1 pseudogene is annotated in these 1,056 nt (G+C 66.1%); it reads right to left on the reverse strand.

Annotated features, from left to right (window positions below):
• Positions 1-46 precede the first annotated feature (46 nt).
• A pseudogene (locus ACTS11_RS09795) lies at positions 47-889 on the reverse strand (type II and III secretion system protein family protein); the annotation flags it as partial.
• Positions 890-1,056: the final 167 nt, after the last annotated feature.

The raw sequence follows: 1,056 nt of genomic DNA on the forward strand, positions 1-1,056 counted from the left end.
CTCAACTGATGCTCACAGTAAGCGGCGATCATATTAATGCGTTTACTTCGCCGCCTGCGAGGAAGTTCGCGGATTGTCCGGAAAGGGCGGTGAGGTTCGGCTCCGCGAGGGTGCGGACCATGCCGTTCGATTCGAGCGCCTCGATCAGCAGGCCGATCTGGAGCGAACCCGCTCCGAAGGCGATCGAGAGCGCACCGGTGCGGCCGTCCACCGCCCCGGGCGGTGTTCCGAGGCCAGGCGCGGCAGGTGCGCCGACGCCTTCGAGCGCGTTCGTGCCGAGGACCGCCTGCGAGCCGCCGATGCCGAGCGAGGTCGACAGTTCCTGCCGGACCGTGCGCTGCATCTCGGCGAAGCGGACCTGGAGCATCACCTGCTGCGTGCCGCCCACCATCATGAGGTTCGACACGAGGCCCGGGGCGTAGCGCTCGGCGAGCTGCATGGCGCGGTCGACGCTCTGGCCCGAGCTGACCGTGCCCGAGAGCACGATGCCGTCGTTGGCCGTGCGCACCTCGACAGGCTCGCCGGGAAGGATCTCGCGCAGCCGCTCGCGCAGCTCGGCCACGTCGGGCGTGACCTGGATCTCCACGTTGGCGATCAGGTTGCCCTCGGCCGACAGGAGCGTCATCGACGTGCGGCCCGGCGCACGGCCGAGAATGTAGATCGACCGTTCCGACAGCGTCGCGATGTCCGCGATGGCCGGGTTGGCGACGGAAAGTTCCGCGAAGAGCATGTCGCTCTCGACCACCACGGCCCGGTTCATCGGCACCCTCAGCGTCGCCGATGTGGCCCCTTCCAGCACCCGCAGGGTCTGAGCCGTGCCGGGTGCTGCCTGCGAAAACACCGCTCCTAGGCCGACGGCCACGGCGGCGAGGAATCTCGTCAAGCGCATGTTGATCCTGCCTCTATGCCTCATTTGGGCGTTGTCCGGAATGGCCGCCCATTTTGTCCACTGTGACCGACTTCGGCTTTTCACGCAAGAATCCGATGGTTGCGTTCCGTCCTTTATGTGACGAATCGACCACGCTTATGGTTATCCACAGCTGTGGAAGCCTCGGA

Origin of the sequence: Roseicyclus sp., assembly GCF_052168335.1 — a bacterium.
Taxonomy (GTDB): Bacteria; Pseudomonadota; Alphaproteobacteria; order Rhodobacterales; family Rhodobacteraceae; genus Roseibacterium.